The following is a 23872-nucleotide window of genomic DNA, read 5'->3' on the forward strand; positions in this document are numbered from 1 at the left end:
GAGGGCTCCTCCCTCTCAGGAGGCGCCCTTTCGTCATCTTCACCCGCGCCGAGCGTGGCGGAGCCCGAGTCGGACATCCGTTGCAGCGCCTCTCGGCGGGGCCGGGAACCACCTTAACGCCCACCCCGCAAGATCACACCAGATGGTCAGAGTTCGGACGGCGCCGTACCGCCTTGATTTTGCGATTCATTGCAAGAAACGAGCAGAAACTCGAAATTCAGAGACTGACTCTTGTGAGTTAGATCACCGGACATCTATCGTCGGCTCACCGTCTCTCCCATGGAGCCATCGATGTCCCAATGGTCCGCCCTTCTTCTCGGCATAGTGACCGGCGCGGCCGGTCTCGTCGCGCCGGCCGCGGCCGCTCCCGCGCCCACCGCGGTCACCCGGGCCGCCCTCGATCCCGCGCTGGTCGCCGGCCGTGGCGCAAACGTGCCCTTCCAGGAGCAGGAGGCCGAGAAGGCCACCACCAACGGCACCGTCATCGGCCCGGACCGCACCGCCTACTCGTTGCCCGCCGAAGCGTCCGGACGGTCCGCCGTCACCCTCGACCCGGGCGAGTGGGTGGAGTTCACCCTGCCCCGGGCCGCCAGCGCGATCACCGTCCGCTACAGCATCCCGGACGCGCCGGAGGGCGGCGGGATCACCGCGCCGCTGTCGGTGACCACCCGGCACGGCACCCGCACCATGACGCTGACCTCGCAGTACTCCTGGCTCTACAACCAGTACCCGTTCACGAACGACCCCCGGGCCGACCTGCTGCACCCGGACTGGTGGATCACCGAGTGCGCCTGTGTGCCGGCCGCCACCGAGCCGAAACCGGTGATCACCAAGCCGTTCCGGCCGGCCCACTTCTACGACGAGCAGCGGCTCCTGCTCGGGCACACGGTCCGGGCCGGCGACCGGGTCCGGCTCACCGCGCGCGACGTGCCGACCACCATCGACCTGCTCGACTCCGAGCTGGTGGGCACCCCGAAGATCGACCTCACCGGGGTCGACGTCCTGCTCTTCGGCGCCGACCCGACCGGCCGCCGGGACTCCGCGCCCGCCATCGAGAAGGCGATCGCGCACGCCAAGCGGACACACCGCGGGGTCTACCTGCCGCCCGGCGTCTTCCAGGTGAACCGGCACATCCTGGTCGACGACGTCACGATCACCGGGGCCGGCAACTGGTACACGATCATCAAGGGCCGTGAGGTCGCCCTCGGCGAGCCCGCTCCGGACGGCTCGGTGCACACCGGCGCCGGCTTCTACGGCCGGGACGCGGCCGACGGCGGCAGCCGCAACGTGCACCTGTCCGGGTTCGCGATCCAGGGCGACGTCCGCGAGCGGATCGACACCGACCAGGTCAACGCCATCGGCGGCGCGATGAGCGACTCCAGTGTGGACGGGCTGTACCTCCAGCACACCAAGGTCGGCCTGTGGTTCGACGGTCCCATGTCGAACACCCGCATCACGAACAACATCATCGTCGACCAGATCGCGGACGGCCTGAACTTCCACACCGGGGTGGTGAACTCGGTGGTGCGCGGCAACTTCGTCCGCAACACCGGCGACGACGCGCTGGCCATGTGGTCGGAGAAGACCGCCGACTCGGGCAACGTCTTCGACCGCAACACCGTCCAGTCACCGACCCTGGCCAACGGCATCGCGATCTACGGCGGCCACGACACCACCGTGTCGAACAACCTGATCGCCGACCCGGTACGCGAGGGCAGCGCCCTGCACGCCGGCACCCGGTTCGGCGCCGAACCGTTCACCGGGCACCTGCGGTTCACCGGCAACACCACGGTGCGGGCCGGGACGTACGAGCTGAACTGGCGGATCGGTCTGGGCGCGATCTGGATGTACGCGCTGGAGGGCGGCATCGGCGCGGACGTCCAGGTGACCGGTGACCACTACCTGGACAGCACGTACAACGCGATCATGCTGGTCGCCGAGTGGGGCGTGAAGGACCTCTACTCGATCGACGGCGTGAGGTTCAGGGACATCCGGGTCGACGGCACCGGCACCAGCGTGCTCAGCGCCCGCGCCGGCGGTTCGGCCTCGTTCGAGAACGTGGACGCCCGCAACGTCGGGGCGGTCGGGGTGAACAACTGCGGCCGGTTCCGGTTCACCCCGGAGGGCTCCGAGTTCGCCCTCACCGACCTCGGCGGCAACGACGGCGGCTGGCTCGGCCCGTACGTCCCGAATGTCATCACCTGCGACGACCGTCCGCCGGTGGTCGCTCCACCGGCACCCTCGCGGTGGTGATCACAACCCCTGTCGCCCGGCCGTGACGACCACAGAGTGGCGTCACGGCCGCGCCGCGTAATACCGGTTGAGCAGTTGGTTTCCCGGGGTAGGGCTTGGGTAGCCTGGTCGGCGCTGCGCGGACCGGAAGATGGGAAACACGTTGAGCCGAACCCTGTTGGTCACCGGTGGCGCCGGATTCGTCGGCAGCTCCTTGATCAGGTCGCTGCTGAACGACTTCCCCGACGCCGTGGTGATCTCGCTGGACAACTACTTCACCGGAACCCCGGAGAACCACGTCCACGACCCCCGGGTCACCTACATCGACGGGTCGACCGCGGACATCGCCAAGATCTGGGCCGACCGTGGTCTCCCGGCGCCCGAGCTGGTCTTCCACCTCGGCGAGTACTCGCGCATCCCGCAGTCCTTCGACGACCACGACCTGACCTGGGACTTCAACCTCCTCGGCACCAAGGAGGTGGTCAAGTTCACGGCCGGGCACGGCGCGAAGCTGATCTACGCCGGGTCCAGCTCCAAGTTCGGCAACGACGGGGAGGACGAGAACCTCAACCCGTACGCGTGGACCAAGGCCAAGAACATCGAGTACATCAAGAACTACTCGAACTGGTTCGGCCTGGACTACGCGATCGCCTACTTCTACAACGTCTACGGCCCCGGCCAGATCACCCACGGCAAGTACGCCACGGTGATCGGCATCTTCGAGCGGCAGTACCTGGCCGGCGAGCCGCTGACCGTCGTCTCCCCGGGCACCCAGACCCGCGACTTCACCCACATCGACGACATCGTCCGCGGCCTGGTGCTGGTGGCCCGCAGCGGCTCCGGCGACGGCTACCTGCTCGGCACCGGCTGCGAGTGGCCGCTGGCCAAGGTCGCCGAGATGTTCGGCACCGAGTTCACCCTGGTCGCAGAAAGGCGCGGCGAGCGGGTCCGGGGCCAGGCCGACATCACCAAGGCGACCGGCCTGGGCTGGCGCCCGGAGCGGCGGCTGGACGAGTACATCGCGGCGTTCACGGCGGCACACCCGCGCTGAGACGGCCCGAGCCGGATCGGATGTATAGCTTGGCCCAGGAGGGGCATCCCGTGCGTCATGCAGAACGGGATCCGGGTAGCAGTCGTGGACGATCATGCCGCCTTCGTGCGCGGCCTGGAGCTGTTGCTTCCTGAGGTGAGCGGCGGCCGGGCCACAGTCGTGGCCACCGCCGGGGACGGGGCACAGGCGGCCGGCGTGGTCCGCGACGCCGCCCCCGATCTGGTGCTCGTCGACCTGCACATGCCGGCACCCGGTGGCGTCCAGGCGATCACGGCCGTCCGCGCGGCCGCTCCCCGGGCCCGGGTGTTCGCCATGTCCCGCGGCGACGATCCGGAACAGGCTCTCGAGGCGCTGCGGGCCGGCGCGGCGGGCTTCCTGCCGAAGACCGGCGAGCCCGCCGAACTGACCCAGCCACTGATGGCCGCGCTGGCGGGCTGGGCCCTGTTGCCCGCACCGCTGCTGAACATGCTCGTCGAGCGGAGCCGCCCGGCCGGCACACTGCCGGCCGCCGTCCAGCTCGACGACGAAGACCGGCGGCTGCTCCGGCTGATCGCCACCGGCTCGTCGACCAACGAGATAGCGGGGCTGCTGCACGTCTCCGAGCGCACGGTGAAACGCCTGACCGCGGCGCTGCTGCGGAAACTGCGGGTGTCCAGCCGTACCGAGGCGGCCGCGCTGGCGGGCAGCGCCGGCCTGGTGTGAATCAGCCGGTCGCCCGGGGACGCGCGGTGATCGCCAACAGCGCGCCGGACAGCAGATAGGTGCCGGCGATCATCTTCCGCCGGCCCACCGTGTCGAAGAGCCGCCCGAAGAAGAGCGCCCCCGCCCTTGGTCGAGCTCAGGGCGGATTTACCCAGCCGACTCCCAGCTACCCGCACCCATTCAAGGTCATCTGTTCCCCTCGTCGCGTCGGTACGGCATCGTCCGTTCGGGTGATCAGCCAAAGATGATCTTCTGTCTATGATCCCTGGGCCAGCAGTCCCGCCTCGATGGATCACGAGGTCCTCATGCGTATCTCCCGGGTCGCGATCGCGACCACGGTTCTCGCCGGCGCCACCGCGGTGGGCTTCGGTCTGGCGACCGGCACCGCCCTCGCCGACTCCGACGAGAAACTCCCCATCAACACGTTCGGCGACATCGCGGTCGACGCCGTGCACCAGCGCGTCTTCGTCAGCGACCCCACCTCGGGGAACATCGTCGCGACGAACTACCAGGGTCACGAGGCCACCCAGATGACCGGGTTCGCCGGCGTCAACGGGCTCGCGCTCTCCGCCGACTCGAGCGTTCTCTACGCCGCCGTCAGCGGCGGCCACCGGATCGCCGCGATCGCGACCGACACGCTGACCGAGACGGCCAGCTACCCGGTCGGCGACACCGTGACGATCCGGGACGTGGTCGGCCCGATCAGCGGCAAGCTCTGGTTCTCCACCATCGGCGCCAACGTCGGCACCGGCACCATCGGGTCGGTGGACCTGGCGACCTCGGCGGTCGCGGTGCACGATGCGCGCGCCGACGGGGTCGGGCTCTATTCCACTCCGGAGATCTCCACCGGAGCCGGCGCGCCCGGCCTCATCGTGCTCACCGACACCGACACGACCAGCGGCGACAGCGTGGTCTACGACGTCTCGTCGGGCGCCGCGGACCTCAAGCTGGCGGCCGAGGTGTTCGGCGAGTTCACCTCGGACGTGGCGATCTCCGGCGACGGCGCCGAACTGATCCAGGCCGGCTACAACGGCTCCCACCGGATCGCGATCTCGGACGGGACCAAGACGGCCGCGTACACCAGCCTGAACCACTTCGGCGGGGTCGAGGTCGCGGCGGACGGCCGGGTGGCGCTCTCGCTCCGCGGCGCCTCCGTCTTCGGTACCCAGGACGTCTACGTCTTCCAGCCCGGCGCCACCACGCCCGAGCGCACCTTCAAGCTGCCGTCGGTCGCCGGCAGCTACAACCGGCCCGAGGTGGTGGGCCGCGGTCTCGCCTGGGAGCCGGGCGGATCACGGATCTTCGCGGTCGCCGAGGGCGACGGCACGCAGAACAACTACTGGCTCTACACGCTGAACGACTCCGACCCGGTCGAGCCCGACCCGACGACGGTGTCCCCCTCGCCGTCCACCTCCACCCCCTCGCCCGGCCCCACCGAGACCAACTCGCCGGAACGGCTCCAGCCGACCATCTGGCTGACCGCGCCGGCCACCGCCACCCGGGGCCAGGCGCTGACCATCACCGGCACGATCAACGCGAACTGGCCGCTGCCCGCCGGCAAGGAACTGGCTCTGTGGCGCCACGACGTGGAGACCACGAGCGGCCCCTCGTTCGGCGGGGTCGCGACGACCGACGCCAACGGCGAGTTCCGCTTCACGAACACGCCGCCCGCCGGTGGCGAGGTCACCTACGAGGTCGTGTTCGAGGGCGACGCGGACTATTACCCGGCGACGGCCTCGGCGGTGGTCCAGGTCTCCCGGACGACTCCCGGTCTGACCCTCGACAAGAACAAGACCGTCAACGCGTACGGGGCGACGGTCACCTTCACCGCGACGCTGGGCACCACCTACAAGAACCGGGTGGTCGAGATCTGGGCCGACCCGTACGGCTCCGACCAGGCCAACCGCCTGCTCAAGCGGGCCACGGTGAACAGCGCCGGCAAGGTGGCCGCCAGCTTCAAGCTGACCCGCAACACCACGCTGACCGCCCGGTTCACCGGTGACGCCCGGTACGCCCCGCGGACCGTCACCTCGGTGGCGTACACGAAGGTCGCGGTCAACACGAAGGTCACCAAGCACTTCAAGACCAAGAAGATCGGGTCGGTGTCCTACTACGTCGTCCGTACGACGAAGGACCCGCACTTCGTCACCACGATGACGGCCTACCCGAACCGCTTCCACCGGATCGTCATCCAGCGCTACAAGAACGGCAAGTGGACGGCGTTCGAGAGCGCCACCATCGGGCTGGACGCGTACGGCGTGTCGGAGGCCTGGATCACCGGCTACTACCCGGCCGGTCAGCGGTTCCGGGTGCGCGCCGAGTACGGCAACAGCCCCTACAGCGACAAGATCAACGCCACCACGTACGGGGCTTGGCGGTACTACACGTACGAGAAGTGATCCACTGACGAGTAAAGGGGCCGGTCGTCCTCGACCGGCCCCTTTTCTTGCGCCGTCGGCCACGTCGCGGCGACCCGGTTCCGCCCACATCCGGTGCTTCAAGCGCCCGGTCGGGCGAACCACCAAATGGGGGCGCCGTCCGCCGCGCTAGGCGGAAATGGGGCTTTCGCCGGAAACAGTCGCCCGTTTCGCCCGCTTTGCGCGCTGCTGTTGTGCGATCTTGAACGATTTACCACCCGAGGCGGCGGTAAATCGTTCAAGATCGCTCCGAGTGACGCGTCCTGCTGTCGAGGGATTGCGGATTCGGCCGTGGGCGACCAGGAAGAAGACTCCCGGCGCCTCCATGCATGCGCCGCCATGGTCCCGGTGGGTGACTCCCGACGGGCTCCCCAGGCTGACCGGCGTCAAACCGCCACCACTCACCCGGCGCGACCGGCGTGACGGCCGGGAGCAGCACCCCGGTTGCCTGGCGATCACTACCGCAACCACCCGCCCGGCGCGACCGGCGTGACGGCCGGGAGGAACACCCCGGGTGTCTGGCAAGCACCACCGCAACCACTCACCCCGGCGCGACAGGGCGGCACCTGCGGGGGTATCCGACCGATCTACGCCCGGCGGGCGCGGCACAGGCCGGAGCGGGCAGTAGGCACGCGCCGACCGGACGGAACGGCCCTGATGAGACGGGGACGACGTCGCGCGTACCGGAAAGGGGCCGGAAGCGGAACGAAAGGTGGTACTTCACCTACGCCAACTGATTGATCCAGGTTGACGGCCGTCGGGTGGGCACTCAAGATCATCTTTGTGTCGATCACGACAGCCGATGTCTGCCCGCTGTGTGCGGGCGCGCTCACCACGCTGCCTGAGCAGGAGCCGTGGTGTGGCGCCTGTGAGTGGAACCTGGACGCCTTCCCGCCGGTCGAGGACGCCGGCTGGTACTCGCGGCGGATCATCGAACGGGACCGGCGGGCCGGGTTCCGGGCACACCGGGAGCTCGCCACGTCCGAACCGGATGAGAACGGCGGGCGTACGGCGTACCGAATCCTGTTGTTGATCTCGGGTTTGCTGGTGCTCGGCAACCTGGGCCTCGCCGGATACGGCCTCTACCTGGTGATCTGGGGCGACCCGTTGTTCCCCAAGATGTTCGGGCTGATGCTGGCCGGTCTCGCCTGGGTGTTCCGCCCGAGGATCGGCAGTTTCAAGCGCTTCCTGAGCGAGGACACCTACCTCGTGGAACGCACCGACGCCCCGGTCCTGCACCGGCTGATCGAGCTGGTCGCGGCGGAGATCGGCGCTCCGGTGCCGGACCGTCTGATGATCGACTACGCGGGGAACGCGAGCGTGGCGGTCGTCGGGTTCCGGCGCACCAGCGTGCTGACGCTGGGCCTGCCCCTGCTGGTGGCGCTGCGCCCGCAGGAACTGGTGGCACTGATCGGGCACGAGCTCGGGCACCTCAAGCACGAGGACAGCGCCCGGGCGCTGCTCATTCAGCCCGCCACGACCACGTTCGGCCGGCTCGCCGAGATGGTCCGCCCGCCCGCCGAGGAGGACGTCGTGGGAGCGGGCGATCCCGCCATCGTCGTGTACCGGCTCTGGCAGGCGGTCGGCGGCACGCTCGCGCTGCTCCTCTCGGCGGCGCACATCCGGATCGGGGTGGTCGCCGCCGACGGGAACCGCCGGGTGGAGCTGCGCGCCGACGCGATGGCCGCCCGAGCCGCCGGATCCGAGGCCGCACTGTCGATTCTGGACGCGCTCACGCAGATGGGGATGTTCTTCGAGCACATCCAGCCGTGGGTTCCGAAGGGTGAGGCCGGGCCGGCGTGGCGGCGGCTGATCCACGCGGTCCGGGAACGGGAACAGCCGGACGGTCCGGCCCGGCTGCAACTCACCGCCCGGACCGGGGCCACCCTGCTCGCCAGTCACCCGCCGGCCGGGCGCCGGCACCAGTGGCTGGCGGCGCGGCCGCCACAGCCCGCCCACCTAGTGGTGGACCCGGCCACGGCGGCCCGCCTGGATCGGGAGATCGACCGGTACGCGGAGGCGCTGCACCGCGCGATGATCGACCACCCGATGTTCTGGAACGGGTGAGCCGCTCCACCGTCACTCGCAGTTCAGGAACTCACCGGTGCCGAGGCTGTACTCGTGCCGGCACGAGTCGGCGCCGTCGCCGCCGTCGAGGGTGTAGCGGTTGTACGTCTCGAAGCCGCCGCCGTACAGGGCGTCGTCGCCGGCCTCGCCGTAGACCTTGTCGACGCCGGTCTTGGAGCCGTCGTCGGCGTGCAGTTCGTCGTTGCCGCCGCCGCCGCGGATCACGTCCGCGCCGCTCGAGCCGTTGATGACGTTGGCGCCGCCGTTGCCGGTCAGCACGTCGTCGGCCCATCCGCCGGACAGGTTCTCGACGTCGGATCCGATGCTGTCCTTCTCGCCGCTGGAGCCGTCGTCGCCGCTCTGCCCGTCGAGGTCGGCGACGACCCGGACCAGCCGGTCGCCGTACGAGACGGTGTCCCTACCGGCGCCGCCGGACAGGTGGTCGTTGCCGAAGTCGGCGGTGAGGTTGTCGTTGCCGTCGCCGCCGAACAGCCGGTCGTTGCCGTCGCCGCCGACCAGGTAGTCGTCGTCGCCCAGACCGTGCAGGGTGTCGTTGCCCTCGCCGCCGTCCAGCCAGTTGGCGCTCGCGTTGCCGGCCAGCCAGTCGTTGCCGTTGCCGCCGCGGAGACCTTCGACGTCCGTACCGATGGAGTCGCCCTCGCCGGCCTGGCCGTCGTCGCCGGACTGCCCGTCGGCGTCGGCCGCGACCGCCCGGCTGCGGGCCATGTATTCGACCGCGTCGCTGCCGGGGCCGCCGTGGATGACCTCCCGGGCCGTGCCGTTCCAGCCGCCCTGGTTGAAGCTGTCGGAGCCCTCGTCGCCGTAGAGGACGTCCCGGCCGGTGGCCTCGTCGAACATGTCGTCGCCGGTGCCGCCGCGGACGACGTCGTTGCCGGCGCCCGGGTCGATCCGGTCGTTGCCGGAGTCGCCGTAGATGTAGTCGGTGCTGGGCCCGCCGCGCAGGTCGTCGTCGCCGATGCCGCCGCGGATGACGTTGACGCCGCCGTCCGGGTAGATGTAGTCGTTGCCGCCGTTGCCGTAGATCGTGTCGTTGCCGCTGCCGCCGAACAGGTTCTCGCCGCGCGGCCCGCCGATGATCTTGTTGGAGCCGCTGCCGGCCCGGATCCACAGGCTCAGGTCGCTCTGGTTCACGACGGTGTCGTTCTCGTCGTACGTGTGGATCGCCCCGCCGGTGGGCGCCCCCGACGTGGTGCACCGGACCCGCGTCTTGTCGCCGCTCACCTGCTTGCAGCCGGCGCCGGGTTTGATCGTGACCCGGTCGTCGATGGTGACCGTGTTGCCGGACCGCGTGATCGTCACGTAGTTGACCCGGTTGGCGGCCGCGCTGAACTTGATCTGCGTCCGGTTCAGCACCTGCGCGGTGCCGACGGCGGCGGCCGAGGCCGGACCGGCGATCGTCAGCCCGGCGAGAACGACGGCGGTGATGGTGCCGGCCCGTAGCGTCTTCATGGAGCTCCTGTTCATCGGGCGATGTACCCGCCGTAGCCGACGCCGTTGGGGTCGAGGAACCGGCCGCTGGTCAGCGTGGCGTTGCCGAGGCCCTGGTAGCCGCCGAGGAAGCGGGTGACGGTTCCCGATCCGTAGCCGGGGTGGTCGCCGGCGACCTGCTCGGAGGGGGCGCTCACCAGCGCGTCGACACCGCCGGAGCCGTTGAGGTTGAGCAGCGCGACGCTCGCCCCGAACCGGTCGCCGCGCTCGGCGCCGTCCGGCACTCCCGCCGACGACTGGGTGAGGGTCTGCGACTTGGCGCCGGTCAGGCCCTTGGCGGAACCGCGCAGCAGCACGACGGCGCCCGCGTCGTTGTTCTCCCCGGGCACGCCGACCAGCACGTCGGCACGGCCGTCGAGGGTGACGTCGCCGACCGCGATGCTGTCGCCGAAACGGTCCCCGCCTTCGGCGGCGCCGGCCACGCCGGGGCTGCTCTGGGAGATCGCGATGACGCCCTTGGCGGAGAGCCCGGTGGTACGCCCCGGAACGGTCACGACCATGCCCCCGTAGACGCCGGAGCCCGCCTGCGCCCCGGACACCCCGCAGACGACCTCGCCGTACCCGTCGCCGGTGGTGTCGCCGATCGCCAGGGCGGCGCCGACCTCCCACACCCCGAGTTTGCGAACGGTCGTGGCGATCTTGCCGCCACTGAGCGCGGTGACCTTCTTCAGCGACACACCGGCGGAGGTTCCCCAGAACTGGGTGATGGTCCCGCTGCCGTTGTAGTTGATGTCCGGGCGCTCGCCGGGGGCGCCGACGACCAGTTCCTGGTAGCGGTTCTTGTCGATCCGCCCGATCGCGACGGCGAAGCCGAACTTGTCGTAGGTGCCGGGCGACCCGGGAACCCCGGCGGTGTCCCGGCTGATCCAGCGGGCGCCACCGGCAGTGAGGCCGCTCGAACCGCCCTTGAGCACGACGGCCGCCCCAGCCTCCGCCTTGTTCCCGATCCGCTTGCGCGGGATGCCGATGGCCAGCTCGTCCCGGCCGTCGCCGGTGATGTCACCGGCCGCGAGCGAGAAGCCGAACCAGTCACCCTGCACGGAGGCGCCGGGCACGCCGGCGGTGCTCTGGTTGAAGTGCTGGGCCCGGTTCGGCTGGAGTCCGCCCGGTCCGCCCGGGATGATCCAGACCGCGCCGGCGACGTACCCCATGGTGCGCAGATCGGCCTCGTTGTAGTCGCCGATCGCGAGGTCGTCGTACCGGTCGCCGTTGAAGTTGCCGGCCGCCATCGAGTAGCCGAAGCCGCCGCTGGAGCTGCCCGGGATCGCGGTCTTGAGCACGTCGCGATGGGCTGCCGACGAGTAGGCGACGGCCACGCCGACGTTGCTGAAGACGGCGACGTCGTCACGGTTGTCGCCGTCGAAGTCGGCGCGGCTCGTGCCCTTGCCGGTGTAGGGCTTGACGCTGACCGGCGTGCGTTCCAGCAGCAGGGTGACGCCGTCCCGGACGGTCTCCGTCACGGTGGGGGAGGCGGCTTGGGCGGCGACCGGAGACGTCAGCACGGTGGCGCCGGCGATCGCCGCGACCAGCACGCTGCGCGTGTACCTCATGGGGTGCTCCTCAGGCTAGGAGCAGCAGATTACCTATCCGTGAATTGGCGGGAATCCCCGTTTCCGGTCACTGTTGATCACGAAACAGCGACGATTCGCAGGCGTCGCGACGAACCGGGACCGGATCGGCCCAAAACGGGAAATCCTCAGAGGCTGACCCACCGGCCGGAGGCGGCGGACTCGGCCACCGCGTCGAGGATCCCGGCGGCCGCGATCGCGTCGGCCAGGGTCGCCCCGTGCGGCACCCCCTCGGCGATCGACCGCAGGAACAGCCCCGCCTCGATCACCTTGAGGTCGTCGTACCCCAGCGGGATCCCGGCCCCCGGCTGGAAGTCGCCGTGCGCGCCGTCGCCCGGGCCCACGAAGACGGTCGCGTCGCCGATCCGCAGCTCACCCATCCGCCGGAAGTCCCAGGACAGCACCCCTTCGGTGCCGTGCACGGTGAACCCGTACCGGTTCTGCTCCCCGGCCGCCACCCGGCTGGCCTCCAGCGTGACCCGGGCCCCGGAACGCATCCGCAGCAGCGCGGCGAACCAGTCCTCGTTCTCGACCGGGCCGGGCTCACCCGTACCCCGCTGGTGTCCGGAGGTGGCGCCCGCCGGGCGCGGGCGTTCGGCGATGTGGATCGCCGTGTCGGCGACCAGCGCGGACACCTCACCGAGCAGGTGGCGGACCAGGTCGGCGGCGTGCGAACCCAGGTCGCCGAGCACCCCGCTGCCGCCGCGTGCCCGCTCGAAACGCCAGCTCAGGGCGGCGTCCGGGGCGGCCGCGTAGTCGCTGAAGAACCGGAACCGGGCGTGCGTCACCCGGCCGATCCCACCGGCCCGCAGGATCTCCCGGGCCCGGGCCACGGCCGGCGCGTGCCGGTAGTTGAAGCCGACCGCGACCCGCACGTCCCCGGTGATGGCGCGGGCGTCGGCGGCGCTCAGGCCGACCGGCTTCTCGATCCAGAGGTGCCGCCCGGACGCGGCGAACGCGGCGCCGATCTCCCGGTGCAGGAAGTTCGGCGCGGTCACGCTGACCGCCGCGATCCGCGGGTCGCCGAGCAGCGCACGCCAGTCCGTGGTGGCGGTGGCGAACCCGTACACCCCGGCGGCCTCGGCGGCCCGGCCCGGCACGTCGTCGGCGACCGCGACCAGCTCCGGCCGGGGCAGCTCCGGATAGTGATGGCCGACCCGGGAGTACGCCCGCGTGTGCGCCCGGCCCATCCAGCCGAACCCGATCACCGCGACGCCGATCGATCCCATCCCGGCATCGTAGGCAGGTCACCTGAACGCGGCCTCCCGTACCGGTGGTCTCGTGGGGTTAGGTAGGGGTGTGGGCGAGAAGACCTATGCCGAGACGTTCGACGCCGATGCCGCCGAGTGGCTGCGATCCGGCGGCCCGGCCGGGGAGTTCGTGGAGATCTCCCGGCTCCCCGACGGCGGCGCCGCGATGCGCAACTCCACCGACCCGGCCACCATCCTGTTCTTCACCAAGGGCGAGTGGGACGCCTTCACCGGCGGCGTCCACGACGGCGAGTTCGATCTGCCGGAAAGTTGAGGTTGCGGGTTCCCCCTACCATTCGCGCACAGCGAATCTGCGACGCCGATCGATGTCCGCGTCGTCCAACGGGGAGAATCCATATGAGACGAGCTGCGCGCATATGCGCCGTCCTGTTCGCCACCACGCTCGGCAGCGGTCTCGCCGCGGCTCCGGCCCAGGCGGCGACCACCGGTGTGGCCCGCATGCCGCACGCCCAGGCGGTGCGTTACACCGCCGGGTCGAAGGCCACGAACAGGGTGACCATCACCTACTCCGGCCGGACCGTGACCATCGACGACCGGGTCCGGATCAAGGCCGGCAAGGGTTGCAAGGCGGTCAAGGGCGATGCGACGAAGGTCCGCTGCACGTTCCCCACGGATTACGACGCCTACTACGGAACGGTCCACGTCTACCTGGGCGACCGCGGCGACTCGCTGGTCAACAGGTCGAAGGTGCAGACCTCCGTCTTCGGCGGCAGCGGCAACGACGCCCTCCAGGGCGGCTCCGGCACGGACACTCTGCGCGGCGAATCCGGCAAGGACCGGCTCTGGGGCAACGGCGGTGACGACTACCTCGACGGCGGCAGCAACACCGATGCCCTGTCGGGTGCGGCCGGCAACGACCGCCTCGCCGGCGGCACCGGTCACGACACCCTGTACGGCGGTGACGGCGAGGACGGCCTCCACGGCGGCAGCGGTGACGACGTCCTCTACGCGGGTCCCGGCTACGACGGTCTGAACGGCGGGACCGGCGCCGACTACCTCTCCGGCGGCTCCGGCGAGGACACCGTGGGTTACCAGGACCGCCGGGACGACATCGTCGCGGACCTCGATGTGGCCAAGGCCGACGACGGCGCGAAGGGCGAACGGGACACCATCGTCTCGGACGTGGAGAACCTGTCGGGTGGCTCCGGCAACGACGTTCTCACCGGTAACGACGGCGCGAACCGGTTCTACGCCGGTTCCGGCGCCGATCGGGTCTACGCGGGCGGCGGCAACGACTTCGTGCACGGCGGCTACGGCCAGGACATGCTCTACGGCGAGGCCGGCGACGACGAGCTCAACGAGATCGGGTCGGCCGACGACTACGCCGACCGCCTGGACGGTGGCGACCATGTCACGGGTGACGAGTGCTGGCCGTCCACGCCCGATGTCGTGGTGAACTGCGAGATCACCGGCTAGGTGCCGGGAACCCGGATCGGCCGTGCTGCCCGCCGGGACGGCACGGCCGATCCGGAGTCGAACTAGAGTGATCGCTCGTGACGGTCTTTCAGATCGGGGAGGCGGCCGACCTGCTCGGGGTCAGTCCGGACACGATGCGCCGCTGGGTCGACGCCGGACGGCTCGCGGCGGGCCGGGACGAGCACGGGCGCCGGGTGATCGACGGGGTGGAGCTGGCCGCCTTCGTCCGCGCCCAGGCCGCCGAGCCGGACGGCCGCTCCGACGAGTCGTCCGCCCGCAACCGGCTGCGCGGCATCGTGACCGCGGTCGTCAAGGACACCGTGATGGCCCAGGTCGACATCCAGGCCGGCCCGTTCCGGCTGGTGTCGCTGATGAGCCGGGAGGCGGTCGACGAACTCGATCTCCAGGTGGGGTCGATCGCGGTCGCCGTCATCAAGTCGACGACCGTGGTGGTCGAGCGGGCTCCGAAGGGGCGTCATTGAGGACGCGCGTTCCCGTACCCCTGCTTGTTCCCGCGATCCTGGGTTTGGTCTTTCTGATCCTCCCGCTGGTGGGGCTGCTCGCCCGGACGCCGTGGGCCACCCTGTTCGAGCGGCTGACCGAGCCGGGCGTGGTGGCGGCGCTGCGGCTGTCGCTGCTCACCTCGACCGTGGCGACCGTCTTCTGCCTGACGCTCGGGGTGCCGCTGGCCTGGCTGCTGGCCCGGGTCGAGTTCCCCGGGCGGCGGCTGGTCCGGGCGCTGATCACCGTGCCGCTGGTGCTGCCGCCGGTGGTCGGGGGCATCGCGCTGCTGCTGGCGCTGGGCCGGCGCGGTCTGGTCGGGCAGTGGCTGGACCAGACGTTCGGGATCAGCCTGCCGTTCACCACGGCGGGTGTGGTGGTGGCCGAGTCGTTCGTGGCGCTGCCGTTCCTGGTCATCGCGGTCGAGGGGGCGCTGCGCGGCGCCGACAGCCGGTACGAGGAGGCCGCCGCGACACTCGGCGCGAACCGCTGGACGACCTTCACCCATGTGACGTTGCCGCTGGTGGCACCGGGGATCGCGGCCGGGGCGGTGCTCTGCTGGGCGCGGGCGCTGGGGGAGTTCGGCGCCACGATCACCTTCGCCGGGAACTATCCGGGGATCACGCAGACCATGCCGCTCGCGGTCTACCAGACCATGGAGAGCGGTGACCTGGAGGGCGCCGTCGTGCTCAGCCTGATCCTGCTGATCGTCTCGGTCGCCATCCTGGCCGGGCTGCGCGACCGCTGGCTGACCGCGCCATGAGTCTCCTGGACGCGCGTCTCGTCGCCGAGCGCGGCGCCTTCCGGCTGGACATCGGGCTGCGGATCGAGCCGGGCGAGACGGTCGCGCTGCTCGGCCCGAACGGCGCGGGAAAGACCACGGCGCTGCGCGCGCTCGCCGGCCTGACCCCACTCTCCGGCGGTCACCTCACCCTCGACGGCGAGGATTTACGGGGTACGCCCACCGAGCGCCGCCCGATCGGGGTGGTGTTCCAGGACTACCTGCTGTTCCCGCACCTCAGCGCCCGGGACAACGTGGCGTTCGGCCCGCGCCGGCACGGTCTGGACCGGCGGGCCGCGCACGCCGTGGCGGACCGCTGGCTGGACCGGGTCGGGCTGGCCGAGCACGGCCGCCGCAAACCGAGGCAGCTCTCCGGCGGGCAGGCGCAGCGGGTGGCGCTGGCCCGGGCGCTGGCCGTCGACCCGGTCCTGCTGCTGCTCGACGAGCCGCTCGCCGCCCTGGACGCCCGGACCCGGCTGGAGACCCGCGGCGAGTTGCGCCGGCACCTGGCCGAGCACCCGGGCGCCACGCTGATCGTCACGCACGATCCGCTGGACGCCCTGGTCCTGGCCGACCGGCTGGTCATCGTCGAGCAGGGCCGGGTGGTGCAGGAGGGCGATGCGGCGACCATCACGGCCCGCCCGCGTACCGATTACGTGGCCCGGCTCGTGGGACTCAACCTGTACCGCGGCCGGGGCGACGGGCACACCGTCGAACTGTCCGACGGGTTCGTTCTGACCAGCACCGACATCGTGCACGGCGACGCCTTCGTGGCCTTCCCGCCGGCCGCGGTCGCCCTGCACCCGCACCAGCCGGACGGGAGCCCGCGCAACACCTGGCCGGCCGTGCTCACCGACGTCCAGCAGCACGGCGACAGCCTGCGGGTACGCCTGGACGGCCCGATCTCGGTGGCCGCCGACATCACGCCTGCGGCCGCCGCGCAGATGGGTCTCACCCCCGGGCAGGAGCTGTGGGTGGCGGTCAAGGCGGCGGAGACCCGCGCATACCCCGCCTCCGGATAATTGGTGCGCCATTCTTTGTGAATCGACTGAGAAAAGGCTATCGATTTACTTAGAATCTATTTCTCGGGTGTTTTGGCTGCTCAAGGCCTTTGATGAAAACTTCCTGGAATTGCTCTCTTGCGTTGTGTGGACGAAGTTGTCAACAATCGGAAAGCAAATCGGCGGGGGCTTTTCATGCCAAGGAGAATGCGCGTGACCAACGAGATCAAACCCCGGAGATGGCGGGGTGCGGCCACCGTGGCGGCCGCCGTCGCCCTGCTCGGCGCCGGCATCGCCACGGCGAACGCGGCCACCACCGGCAAAGGCGCGGACAACGCGCCAAAGGCGGCCGCACCCCAGGACCCGACCCGGGGCCGACCCGGTCTGCCCGGCCTGGTGAACGCGGCCGACGCGTTCCTCGCCACCCTGACCGACGCACAGAAGACGGAGGTCCTGCTCGACTTCACCGAGGAGAACGCGACCGCCTGGTCCAACCTGCCGTGCGCCGGCACCTGCCGGCCGGGCATCGAGCTCGGCAGCCTCAGCGCGGAGCAGCTCGCCGCCGCCCAGGCCGTCCTCAAGGCGGCCGCCGGCACCGGGCAGGGCACCGGCTTCGACCAGCTCCAGGACATCGTGGCGGCCGACGACCTGCTGGCCGAGGACTCCAGCGGCAGCATCGGCGGCGGGGGCACATCGCCCTCCGGAGCCCCGGCGCCGTCCGGCGCCCCGCCCGGGGACGGCAGCGGTGGCGGCCCGGCCCTCACCTACGGCAGCGGCTACTACTACCTGGCCTTCCTCGGCACCCCGTCGGTCGACGGCACCTGGCAGCTCGACTTCGGCGGCCACCACCTGGCCACCCACCTGACCTACACCAAGGGCCGGGCGACCAGCGCCAGCCCGTTCTTCCTCGGCGTCGAGCCGATCAGCTACACCGACGACTCGGGCGCCACCGTCGAGGCGATGAAGGCCCAGAAGACGGCGATGACCGCGCTCACCGCCGGCCTCACCGAGAAGCAGCTCGCCACCGCCACCCTCGACCAGTCCTTCGGTGACGTGCTGGTCGGCCCGGGTGAGGACGGCCAGTTCCCGGAGACCAAGGTCGGCATCCCGGTCAAGAGCCTCAAGCCCGCGCAGAAGAAGCTGGTCCTCGCGGCGATCCGGCCGTGGGTCGCGAACGCCGACGACGCGACCACCCAGCAACTGCTCAAGATCTACGAGAGGGAGCTGGACCAGACCTTCGTGGCGATCTCCGGCGGCACCGCCCTCGACACGCACGGCGACTACGTGCGCATCGACGGGCCGAGCGTCTGGGTCGAGTTCATCTGCCAGACCGGTGTCGTCTACAACGACCAGATCCACTACCACACGGTCTACCGCGACCACACCCGCGACTACGGCGGCGAGTTCGACTTCTAGCTCTCGGTCACCGTCGGCCGTACCGCCGGGACGCCACGTTCCTCCGGCGGTCCTGCTGGGTTCCGGGGCGGCCCTCGACGTACTCCCAGGTGTCCAGCACGGTCGGCCCGTACGGGCCGGCCTGCTGGATCGGCGGCTCGGCGGCCGGACGGTAGCCGCAGCGGCGCGCCACCGACATGCTCGCCGTGTTGCCGCGGTCGATCCGTAACAGCAGCCGCCGCAGTCCCAGGGTGTCGAACGCGTACCCGGTGAGCAGCGAGAGCGCGGCCGATGCCAGGCCCCGCCGCCGGTACGGCCGCCCGACCAGATAGCCCAGCTCCGCCTCGTGCAGTTCGGACCGCACGTTGAACAGCAGCACCTCACCGAGTGGCGACCCGCCGTCGGTGGTGATCGCGAGCTGGATCCGGCTGCCGCCGACCCGGCCCTGGTGGGCCCGCCGCAGGTACGCGAGCCCGGACTCCACATCGAACGGTGACGGCATCAGCGTCCAGCGGGCGATGTCCGGTTCGTCCAGCAGGGCGACCAGGTCGTCGAGGTCCTCAGGGCGCCATTCGCGCAGCACGACACCGCTACCCGCCAGCCTGAGCGGGTATGGCAACGGGCTGACGGTCACCCCTGAATCGTGCCGTTAAGAACACCTTTGCGGCTAGTGGCGATCGAAAGGAGGCCCCTGAACAGTTCCTTACCGTCCACCGGTCGGATCACGGATACCGCTCTTGAGGAGGATGGGTGCATGCGCGACGACGACCACTGGGCCCGCTACAACTCCCATCAGGGTGACCGTCCGGTCCGTGAGCAGTGTGCCCGGGCCATGTCGCTGGCCGGGCCGGGCGCCGGCCGGACCGCCGCCGACCTCGGCTGCGGCGCCGGAGTGGAGACCTCGGCGTTGCTCGGCGCCGGCTGGCGGGTGGTCGCGGTCGACGGCGAGCCGGGCACCCATGCGCGCCTGTCCCGCGCCGCCGGGGACCGGCAGGCGATGCTGACGGTACGGACGACGCGCTTCCAGGACCTGCCGGAGCTACCGCCCACCGACCTGATCTACGCCGGGTACTCGCTGCCGTTCCAGGCCCGTACCTCGTTCGATCGGTTGTGGACGGTGCTCCGCGCCTCGCTGCGCCCCGGCGGCCGGATCGCCGTCGACCTCTTCGGCGACCACGACTCGTGGGCCGGCGACCCGGACATGAGGTTCCTCACCGAGGTCGAGGCGCGGGGCCTCTTCGACGGTCTGGTGATCGAGCACTGGCACGAGCGGGACGAGCCGGGCATGGCGTTCAGCGGGCCGAAGCACTGGCACGTCTTCGAGGTGATCGCCCTACAGCCGCTCGGCGGTGATCTCCAGACCGGCGGTGCGGAGGCGGTCGACCAGCGCGTCACCGATCCCGGTCGCGGGGGTGAGCACGCCGCCGGGTGACTCCGGAAGACGGTCCCGGTCGAGGGCCAGTGCCAGGGCGGATTCGCCGAGCATCACGGCGGTCGCCGCGTACCCCGGATCGCCTGTGGCCTTGACCCGCGCGTGATAGCGCGCCCCCGACGAGGTCGTGGTGAAGATGTCCAAGGTGAAGTGACCGTTGCGCCGCGCGGCCTCGTTCGGCCCGGTGCCCGGCGCCGGCAGGATCCGGTCCAGCAGGAACCGGGCCGGCGGCAGCGCGAAGCCGATCACCAGGCCGTTCAGCGCGGCCTTGAGGATCAGCGCGGCGGCCGGGCCGTTCACCCGCATCGCCTCGCGGTAGCGGAAGCGGCGGCCGTACGCCCAGCCGCGCAGTGCGTTGCTGCGCCGGACCACCCGGGTGTTGTAGGACGCCATCACGAACGGCGCGAGGTGACCGCGCACGCTCGTGTCCACGTCGGAGCCCGGCAGCGTCACCATGTCCGGCTGGCGCCCGAGATCGGGTTCCGCCTCCCGGTCCGGGCTCAGCGAGTACGGGCTCGCGCCCACCCGGCGCAGACGGCGGTCCTTCTTCATGACGTCGACCTGGTGCCGCATCGAGTCGATGGTGCCGCCGCTGAATCCGCCGCGCGCCCGGGTCACGACGAGCGTGGTGTCGGTCAGTTCCCCGGCATCGTCCGCCTGCACCGCCGCATGCAGGACGTGCACGCCGATGTCGGACGGGATCGAATCGAAGCCGCAGGAGTGCACGATCCGTGCGCCGGTGCGCTGCGCGGTCGCATGGTTCTCGTCGATGCTGTCCCGGGCGAACAGCACCTCACCGGTGAGGTCCACGTAGTCGGTGCCGGTGACGGCGCACGCGCGGGCGAGTGGGCGGCCGTATTTCGCGTACGGGCCGACGGTCGTCAGCACCACACGGGCGCGCTCGGCCATCGTGGTCAGCGCCGGTTCGTCGTCGGCGTCGGCGACCAGGATCGGCCAGTCGACGCCGAGTTCACCGGCGACCTTCTCGAGCTTCGCGCGCGAGCGTCCGGCCAGCGCGATCCGGGTGCCGGCCGGCGCGTGTTCGGCCAGGTGGCGCGCGGTCAGCACGCCGACGAAACCGGTTGCGCCGTAGACGATGACGTCCAGTTCGCGTTGTGGATCGTTCATGGCCGCAGATTGTGCACCCTCCGTGCAGATCGCGCGAGCCGCCCAGGCCTTCCCGCGGGCGGCGCGCCGAGATCATCCCGTTATACATACAAAGAAGATCAAAGTTGCTAATTTGTGACTTGACAACTCCGCCGCCGCTGCTCGGCCATGCCCGCCGGGTGCGGCGGATACGCAGCCCGCCATGCGGGCACCGTGGCCGGAACGCCGAGTCCTGCCACCGGCCACGGTCCAGACGAAATCAACGGCAAGGAGCGGGGGACCCAAGAGTTCCTCGGCGCTGACGCGCCTCGGGGTGAAGCCGCCGCACCGGCGGCCGGGCACCTCTGCCCGAACCCGACAGCTGACCTCGTAGGCGTGGAGGACAAGCTCATGGTTCAGACCAGGAAACAGTTCCAGCGGGCAGTCGGGCTCGTCGCCGCGAGCCTGGCCGGCGGCATGGCTCTAGCCGGGCCGGCCGCCCCCGCACAGGCCTCGATCAACTGGGAGGCCATCGCCAACTGCGAGTCCGGCGGCAACTGGCGCATCAACACCGGAAACGGGTACTACGGCGGTCTGCAGTTCAGTCGCAGCACCTGGCGCGCCTACGGCGGTGGCCGGTACGCGAGCACCGCGAACCGGGCCAGTAAATCCGAGCAGATCCGTGTCGCCGAGCGGGTGCTCCGCGGCCAGGGGATCAGGGCCTGGCCGCACTGCGGGCCCCGGCACGGCTTCCGGCCGGCCGCGTCCCGGAAGACCCGGGTCGTCCGGTCCTTCGCTCTCCGTTCCTCGACCACCGGCACCGGCGGCACCTACGTGGTACGCCGCGGCGACACGCTGACTCAGATCGCGGCCCGGAACGACGTCCCGGGCGGCTGGCGGGCCCTCTACCGGGCCAACGCGGGGGTCCTGGACAGCCCGCACCGGCTGGTCGTGGGGCAGCGCTTGAAGGTCTGAAAAGTGGGCCCGGCGCGATTTGAACGCGCGACCTACCGCTTAGGAGGCGGTTGCTCTATCCACTGAGCTACGAGCCCGACGCCCTGAGGGTACCAGCAGACGGGGCCCGGGTCGGCGCGGCCGACCCGGGCCCCGGAGGGACTGCTACCGGCCTCAGGCCAGGTCGAACCGGTCCAGGTTCATGACCTTGATCCACGCCTCGACGAAGTCGGTGACCAGCTTCTCCTTGGCGTCGTCGCTGCCGTAGACCTCGGCCTGCGCGCGCAGGATCGAGTTCGAGCCGAAGATCAGGTCAGCCCGGGTGGCGGTCCACCTGACCTCGCCGGTCCGGCGGTCGCGACCCTCGAAGGTCTCGCCCTCGGAGTCGGTGGCCGACCAGGTGAGGCCGAAGTCGAGCAGGTTGGCGAAGAAGTCGTTGGTCAGCACGCCCGGCGTCGCGGTGAAGACACCGTGCTGCGAGCCACCGGCGTTCGCGCCGAGCACCCGCAGGCCGCCGACCAGCACGGTCAGCTCCGGCGCGGTCAGCGTGAGCAGCTGCGCCTTGTCGACCAGCAGCGCCTCGGTGGGGCGGCGGTGGCCCTTCGCGAGGTAGTTGCGGAAACCGTCGTGGGTCGGCTCCAGAACCGCGAACGACTCGGCGTCGGTCTGCTCCTCGGTCGCGTCGGTACGGCCCGGGGTGAACGGCACCTCGATGTCGAAACCGCCGTCCTTGGCGGCCTTCTCCACGGCGGCCGTGCCGGCCAGCACGATCAGGTCGGCCAGCGAGATCTTCGTGGCGCCACCGGCCGCGTTGAACTCGGCCCGGATGCCCTCGAGCACGCCCAGCACCTTGCTGAGCTGCGCCGGGTCGTTGGCCTCCCACTGGTTCTGCGGGGCCAGGCGGATCCGGGCGCCGTTCGCGCCACCGCGCTTGTCGGTGCCACGGAACGTCGACGCCGACGCCCACGCGGTCGCGACCAGCTCGGAGACCGACAGGCTGGAGGCGAGGACCGCGGCCTTCAGCGAGGCGACCTCCGCCGCGCCGACCAGCTCGTGGTCTACGGCCGGCAGCGGGTCCTGCCAGATCAGCGGCTCGGACGGGACCTCCGCGCCGAGGTAGCGGGAGATCGGGCCCATGTCACGGTGGGTCAGCTTGAACCAGGCCTTGGCGAAGGCCCGGCCGAACTCCTCCGGGTCGTCGTGGAACCGCTTCGAGATCGGGCCGTAGACCGGGTCGAACCGCAGCGCCAGGTCCGAGGTCAGCATCCGCGGCTCCTGCCGCTTCGCCGGGTCGAACGCGTGCGGCACCAGGTCGGAGCCGGCGCCGTTCTTCGGGCGCCACTGGTGCGCGCCGGCCGGCGACTGGGTGAGCTCCCACTCGTACGCGAAGAGGATGTGGAAGAACTCGTTGTCCCAGCGGGTCGGGTGGTAGGTCCAGGTGACCTCCAGACCACTGGTGATCGCGTCGGCGCCCACGCCGGTGCCGTAGCTGCTCTTCCAGCCCGTGCCCTGCGCCTCGATCGGGGCGGCCTCCGGCTCCGGGCCGACGTGTTCGGCCGGGCCGGCGCCGTGGGTCTTGCCGAAGGTGTGACCGCCGGCGATGAGCGCCACGGTCTCCTCGTCGTTCATGCCCATCCGGCCGAACGTGTCGCGGATGTCGCGGGCCGAGGCCAGCGGGTCCGGGTTGCCGTTCGGGCCCTCCGGGTTGACGTAGATCAGGCCCATCTGGACGGCGCCGAGCGGCTTGGCCAGATCACGGTCGCCGCTGTAGCGGTTGTCGCCCAGCCAGGTGTCCTCGGAACCCCAGTTGATGTCCTCGGGCTCCCAGACGTCCGCGCGGCCGCCGCCGAAGCCGAAGGTCTCGAAGCCCATGTTCTCCAGGGCCACGTTGCCGGCCAGGATCATCAGGTCGGCCCACGAGATGTTCTTGCCGTACTTCTTCTTGACCGGCCAGAGCAGCAGGCGGGCCTTGTCCAGGTTGCCGTTGTCCGGCCAGCTGTTCAGCGGGGCGAAGCGCTGCTCGCCGCCGCCCGCGCCGCCGCGGCCGTCGAAGGTCCGGTAGGTGCCGGCGCTGTGCCAGGCCATCCGGATCATGAGCGGGCCGTAGTGACCGAAGTCGGCCGGCCACCAGTCCTGCGACTCGGTCATGATCGCGGCGATGTCCGCCTTCAGAGCCGCCAGGTCGAGGCTCTTGAACGCCGCGGCGTAGTCGAAGTCACCACCCAGCGGGTTGTGCGCCGGCGGGTTGTGGTGCAGGGCGCTCAGGTCGAGCTGGTTGGGCCACCAGTCGCGGTTCGTCCGGCCGCCGTGGGAGCCGGAGCCGCCGTGCGCGACCGGGCAGCCTCCCTGGGCGGCCTTGCTCTCGAGTCGTTCCTGGGCGGCGAGTTCGTCTGCCACGAAATCCTCCGGGTAGCGAGCGGTGAGTCGCGACGAGTCTGCCCTGCTTTTCTGGAACGAGTCAAGAAAAGGACGGGGCGTTCCATCTCTCG

19 protein-coding genes, 1 tRNA gene and 1 riboswitch are annotated in these 23872 nt (G+C 70.7%); of the genes, 13 read left to right on the forward strand and 7 right to left on the reverse strand.

Features of this window, described 5'->3' with window-relative positions:
• The first annotated feature begins 291 nt into the window (after nt 1–291).
• The 5 genes from BJ964_RS12585 to BJ964_RS12605 all read left to right on the forward strand — a co-directional run bounded on the left by BJ964_RS12585 (nt 292) and on the right by BJ964_RS12605 (nt 8469).
• Nucleotides 292–2253 carry a glycosyl hydrolase family 28-related protein gene (locus BJ964_RS12585; RefSeq protein ID WP_229806617.1) on the forward strand — a complete coding sequence of 654 codons (1962 nt, stop codon included), beginning with the start codon at nt 292–294 and terminating at the stop codon, nt 2251–2253.
• Between the two features lie 130 nt (nt 2254–2383).
• Nucleotides 2384–3283 carry an NAD-dependent epimerase/dehydratase family protein gene (locus BJ964_RS12590; protein WP_188120842.1) on the forward strand — a complete coding sequence of 300 codons (900 nt, stop codon included), beginning with the start codon at nt 2384–2386 and terminating at the stop codon, nt 3281–3283.
• Nucleotides 3284–3340: 57 nt separating this feature from the next.
• Complete coding sequence (locus BJ964_RS12595; RefSeq protein ID WP_188120843.1) at nt 3341–3985, forward strand: response regulator; 645 nt, start codon at nt 3341–3343, stop codon at nt 3983–3985.
• A gap of 305 nt (nt 3986–4290) precedes the next feature.
• Nucleotides 4291–6384 (forward strand): Ig-like domain repeat protein, encoded by a 2094-nt coding sequence (locus BJ964_RS12600; protein ID WP_188120844.1) that lies wholly within the window; start codon nt 4291–4293, stop codon nt 6382–6384.
• Between the two features lie 801 nt (nt 6385–7185).
• Entirely contained in the window at nt 7186–8469 is a 1284-nt protein-coding gene (locus tag BJ964_RS12605) for a M48 family metallopeptidase (RefSeq protein WP_188120845.1), read from the forward strand.
• 12 nt (nt 8470–8481) lie between these two features.
• On the opposite strand, the gene BJ964_RS12610 is transcribed toward BJ964_RS12605, so the two are convergent.
• The 3 genes from BJ964_RS12610 to BJ964_RS12620 form a co-directional block, all read right to left on the reverse strand.
• Nucleotides 8482–9939 (reverse strand): calcium-binding protein, encoded by a 1458-nt coding sequence (locus BJ964_RS12610; RefSeq protein WP_188120846.1) that lies wholly within the window; start codon nt 9937–9939, stop codon nt 8482–8484.
• Between the two features lie 11 nt (nt 9940–9950).
• On the reverse strand, nt 9951–11528 hold the full coding sequence (locus BJ964_RS12615; RefSeq protein WP_188120847.1) for an integrin alpha: 1578 nt from the start codon (nt 11526–11528) through the stop codon (nt 9951–9953).
• A 146-nt stretch (nt 11529–11674) separates the two neighbouring features.
• Nucleotides 11675–12775, reverse strand: a complete 1101-nt coding sequence (locus tag BJ964_RS12620) for a Gfo/Idh/MocA family protein (protein WP_188120848.1) — start codon at nt 12773–12775, stop codon at nt 11675–11677.
• 70 nt (nt 12776–12845) lie between these two features.
• Here BJ964_RS12620 and BJ964_RS12625 point away from each other — a divergent pair, with 70 nt between their 5' ends.
• The 6 genes from BJ964_RS12625 (at nt 12846) to BJ964_RS12650 (ending at nt 17932) form a co-directional block, all read left to right on the forward strand.
• Nucleotides 12846–13070 carry a DUF397 domain-containing protein gene (locus tag BJ964_RS12625; RefSeq protein WP_188120849.1) on the forward strand — a complete coding sequence of 75 codons (225 nt, stop codon included), beginning with the start codon at nt 12846–12848 and terminating at the stop codon, nt 13068–13070.
• 83 nt (nt 13071–13153) lie between these two features.
• Nucleotides 13154–14233, forward strand: a complete 1080-nt coding sequence (locus BJ964_RS12630) for a calcium-binding protein (RefSeq protein WP_188120850.1) — start codon at nt 13154–13156, stop codon at nt 14231–14233.
• A 77-nt stretch (nt 14234–14310) separates the two neighbouring features.
• A complete protein-coding gene (locus tag BJ964_RS12635) occupies nt 14311–14715 on the forward strand; it encodes a TOBE domain-containing protein (protein ID WP_183226996.1) in 405 nt (134 codons plus the stop codon).
• Nucleotides 14712–15497 (forward strand): ABC transporter permease, encoded by a 786-nt coding sequence (locus BJ964_RS12640; protein WP_188120851.1) that lies wholly within the window; start codon nt 14712–14714, stop codon nt 15495–15497. The genes BJ964_RS12635 and BJ964_RS12640 overlap by 4 nt, the downstream gene beginning before the upstream one ends.
• A complete protein-coding gene (locus tag BJ964_RS12645; RefSeq protein WP_188120852.1) occupies nt 15494–16537 on the forward strand; it encodes an ABC transporter ATP-binding protein in 1044 nt (347 codons plus the stop codon). The genes BJ964_RS12640 and BJ964_RS12645 overlap by 4 nt, the downstream gene beginning before the upstream one ends.
• Nucleotides 16538–16729: 192 nt before the next feature.
• On the forward strand, nt 16730–17932 hold the full coding sequence (locus BJ964_RS12650; RefSeq protein ID WP_229806618.1) for a DUF3500 domain-containing protein: 1203 nt from the start codon (nt 16730–16732) through the stop codon (nt 17930–17932).
• 7 nt (nt 17933–17939) lie between these two features.
• On the opposite strand, the gene BJ964_RS12655 is transcribed toward BJ964_RS12650, so the two are convergent.
• A complete protein-coding gene (locus BJ964_RS12655) occupies nt 17940–18545 on the reverse strand; it encodes a GNAT family N-acetyltransferase (protein WP_188120854.1) in 606 nt (201 codons plus the stop codon).
• Nucleotides 18546–18665: 120 nt separating this feature from the next.
• Between BJ964_RS12655 and BJ964_RS12660 the strand changes: the two genes are divergently transcribed.
• The gene (locus tag BJ964_RS12660; RefSeq protein WP_188120855.1) at nt 18666–19343 is read left to right on the forward strand and encodes a class I SAM-dependent methyltransferase; all 678 of its coding nucleotides are present in this window, start codon (nt 18666–18668) and stop codon (nt 19341–19343) included.
• On the opposite strand, the gene BJ964_RS12665 is transcribed toward BJ964_RS12660, so the two are convergent.
• On the reverse strand, nt 19245–20471 hold the full coding sequence (locus tag BJ964_RS12665; RefSeq protein WP_188120856.1) for a saccharopine dehydrogenase family protein: 1227 nt from the start codon (nt 20469–20471) through the stop codon (nt 19245–19247). The genes BJ964_RS12660 and BJ964_RS12665 overlap by 99 nt on opposite strands.
• A gap of 209 nt (nt 20472–20680) precedes the next feature.
• Nucleotides 20681–20841: riboswitch (cyclic di-AMP (ydaO/yuaA leader) on the forward strand.
• On the opposite strand from BJ964_RS12665, the gene BJ964_RS12670 reads away from it, so the two are divergent.
• On the forward strand, nt 20841–21404 hold the full coding sequence (locus BJ964_RS12670) for a LysM peptidoglycan-binding domain-containing protein (RefSeq protein WP_188120857.1): 564 nt from the start codon (nt 20841–20843) through the stop codon (nt 21402–21404). It overlaps the preceding riboswitch by 1 nt.
• A gap of 4 nt (nt 21405–21408) precedes the next feature.
• On the opposite strand, the gene BJ964_RS12675 is transcribed toward BJ964_RS12670, so the two are convergent.
• Together BJ964_RS12675 and katG are read right to left on the reverse strand one after the other, a co-directional pair.
• A tRNA-Arg gene (locus tag BJ964_RS12675) sits at nt 21409–21481 on the reverse strand.
• A 76-nt stretch (nt 21482–21557) separates the two neighbouring features.
• A complete protein-coding gene (katG, locus tag BJ964_RS12680; protein ID WP_188120858.1) occupies nt 21558–23780 on the reverse strand; it encodes a catalase/peroxidase HPI in 2223 nt (740 codons plus the stop codon).
• Nucleotides 23781–23872: the final 92 nt, after the last annotated feature.

The organism is Actinoplanes lobatus, assembly GCF_014205215.1.
Classification (GTDB): domain Bacteria; phylum Actinomycetota; class Actinomycetes; order Mycobacteriales; family Micromonosporaceae; genus Actinoplanes; species Actinoplanes lobatus.

What these genes read in the sequence shown, in the direction of transcription:
- BJ964_RS12670 (WP_188120857.1), top strand. Translation starts at nt 20,841, where the DNA reads ATGGTTCAGACCAGGAAACAGTTCCAGCGGGCAGTCGGGCTCGTCGCC.
- BJ964_RS12595 (WP_188120843.1), top strand. Translation starts at nt 3,341, where the DNA reads ATGCAGAACGGGATCCGGGTAGCAGTCGTGGACGATCATGCCGCCTTC.
- BJ964_RS12610 (WP_188120846.1), bottom strand. Translation starts at nt 9,939, where the DNA reads ATGAAGACGCTACGGGCCGGCACCATCACCGCCGTCGTTCTCGCCGGG.
- BJ964_RS12645 (WP_188120852.1), top strand. Translation starts at nt 15,494, where the DNA reads ATGAGTCTCCTGGACGCGCGTCTCGTCGCCGAGCGCGGCGCCTTCCGG.
- BJ964_RS12630 (WP_188120850.1), top strand. Translation starts at nt 13,154, where the DNA reads ATGAGACGAGCTGCGCGCATATGCGCCGTCCTGTTCGCCACCACGCTC.
- BJ964_RS12615 (WP_188120847.1), bottom strand. Translation starts at nt 11,528, where the DNA reads ATGAGGTACACGCGCAGCGTGCTGGTCGCGGCGATCGCCGGCGCCACC.
- BJ964_RS12590 (WP_188120842.1), top strand. Translation starts at nt 2,384, where the DNA reads ATGGGAAACACGTTGAGCCGAACCCTGTTGGTCACCGGTGGCGCCGGA.
- BJ964_RS12660 (WP_188120855.1), top strand. Translation starts at nt 18,666, where the DNA reads ATGCGCGACGACGACCACTGGGCCCGCTACAACTCCCATCAGGGTGAC.
- BJ964_RS12665 (WP_188120856.1), bottom strand. Translation starts at nt 20,471, where the DNA reads ATGAACGATCCACAACGCGAACTGGACGTCATCGTCTACGGCGCAACC.
- BJ964_RS12585 (WP_229806617.1), top strand. Translation starts at nt 292, where the DNA reads ATGTCCCAATGGTCCGCCCTTCTTCTCGGCATAGTGACCGGCGCGGCC.
- BJ964_RS12600 (WP_188120844.1), top strand. Translation starts at nt 4,291, where the DNA reads ATGCGTATCTCCCGGGTCGCGATCGCGACCACGGTTCTCGCCGGCGCC.
- BJ964_RS12620 (WP_188120848.1), bottom strand. Translation starts at nt 12,775, where the DNA reads ATGGGATCGATCGGCGTCGCGGTGATCGGGTTCGGCTGGATGGGCCGG.